Raw genomic sequence first — 1,920 nt, 5'->3', positions numbered from 1 at the left:
AGTCACAGGTTTTTGGCCCGCTGTGGTATCTGTTTTTGTGATACGAAAGGACTTTAGCATTCTTGCAGGTAATCCCGCATGGCTGCTGTTGACCGTTCTCCCCAATTACTGGTGTGTCACAGGTTCGTTGTCCGCTGTGGAATTTGATTCTGTGATCCGACAGGCTACGAGCATTCTTGTAGACCTTTCCACATGGCCGCAGCTGCCCATCCTCCCCGATCACCGGCAGGACGCATACTCTTTGTTCAGTGTCGTATTTTTTTTTGTAATCTGACGGAGTTTGTTGCCAATGGGTATCCCCTCCAGAAGGAAGACAACCCAAAAATGAAATCCCCATCGGGCGTGTTGAATGAGCAAGCGTACAGGTAATCCCGTTTTCTGGAAGGCTATGACCACCCAGACTGAGTAACCCGTCTATTATGACCCGGTCGTCAGCGTTGACGGACACATTCCCGGGCATTTGCACATCATGATTTAGTAGCCCGTTAGAATCAGTGGTACAGATGGGCGCTCCGCTCATGAAGTACGAAGCGATTTGGGGATCAAAATGGTATATGCAACTAAGACAGTGTTCATTCGCCGAGCGAAGGCATGATTGTTGTGTGGATACTGCTATTGATGCCCGAAATCGACAAACGCCATGACAGGGATGGACGAAACAATTTAAACCCAAAGTGTGTGAGTGTTGTTCAGGGTCTCCGTTACTGTCGCCAGAGTCAGAATACACGAGACTTTTGAATGAGCCTGAAGAGTGGATGGTGGTTTCCGGGACTTTCTGGCAGGATGATTCTGATAGTGGGTATTGTGCCGGGTTATCATCAGAGCCATGCATCATAGTAACAGTCGCAAACGGGTGATCCCCTTGTATCGGCAGAGAGGTTGCCTCCTGTTGTTGAATCGGGTTAGACAGCGATGAATTTGGGTTCCAATAGATTTTTAAAAGCGAGGCGACAGCGAAAACTACTTCTACAGGAAGCCATGAGCTTGCAGGGGCATCCTTGGTGGTCAGGATCATTTCGTATGCAACCACAATGCCAGTGGCATAAAGCCATTGCCATGAAATCGACCCAACGATGGCCGTTTTTAGTTCGTAAATCCCAGACCTCTGTCGTTTGTCATCAGTTGGTAAAGTTAATTCTGCGTGGTCTTTATTGTAGGTAATGGCTGACGGATTGTCCGGTAATGTTGGCCAGACAGGTTTTATAGAGTAGTTCTGTTTTGAATAAACTGCACCCTGCTCAAGCTCGAGTATATAATGTCTTGTCAACGCTTCGCTCTGACAGACGACAGACAACGACATTAGCAACAGTAGTACCTCAAAGAGTGAGTGTTTAATAATTCTATCCCTGCATTCCGGTTGACAGAGAGGAAGGATAGATCAAGAAAATAAGCGTGTTTTTACCTTGAAGTTCTTCTGTTAAAAATCTAATGAAGCCATGTACTGGATCAGATCGTTGCTTATTTCACTTTACTTCCTGAGGACTTAAGTCATTGTTCCGGTCCATATCATCAAGCTTGCGTTTTCGATGCCTTCTTTTGTGATTCAAAAAGGCCTGAAGATTCTTGCAGGCCTGCTTGCATGGCCGTTGCTGTCCATTCTCCCCGACTACAGTGACCTCACAGGTTTGTGGCCCGCTGTGGTTTTTTCTCATGTGATCACTCAAGGCGCGAGCATTCTTGCAGACCTTCCTGCACGGCCGCTGCTGACCATTCTTCCCGACTGTTGTTGCACCGCAGGCTTGCTGCCTGGTGTGCTCTGCTCTTTTATGATCCGACAAGGCATGTCCACTCTTGCAGACCTTACCGCATGGTTGCTGCCGACCATCCTCCCCAACCACGATCAAGTCACAGTTTTTTTGCACGCAGTGGTCTCTGCTTTTGTGATCTGACAGGGCATGAGCATTTCTGCAGACCTTTCCG

At 47.8% G+C, this 1,920-nt stretch carries 2 protein-coding genes; both read right to left on the bottom strand.

The window, feature by feature from the left end; genetic code table 11:
- On the bottom strand, window positions 1-1,300 hold a 1,300-nt coding region (locus KDK19_RS10860), incomplete at its 3' end, for a hypothetical protein (protein WP_257288272.1).
- A gap of 163 nt (window positions 1,301-1,463) precedes the next feature.
- A partial coding sequence (locus KDK19_RS10855) for a hypothetical protein (protein ID WP_257254635.1) occupies window positions 1,464-1,920 on the bottom strand: 457 nt, incomplete at its 5' end.

The organism is Endozoicomonas sp. ONNA1 (genome assembly GCF_024606325.1).
Classification (GTDB): Bacteria; Pseudomonadota; Gammaproteobacteria; order Pseudomonadales; family Endozoicomonadaceae; genus Endozoicomonas_A.
The sequence above is the reverse complement of the archived record's forward strand: the minus strand, read 5'-3'. Positions and strand labels throughout refer to the sequence as shown.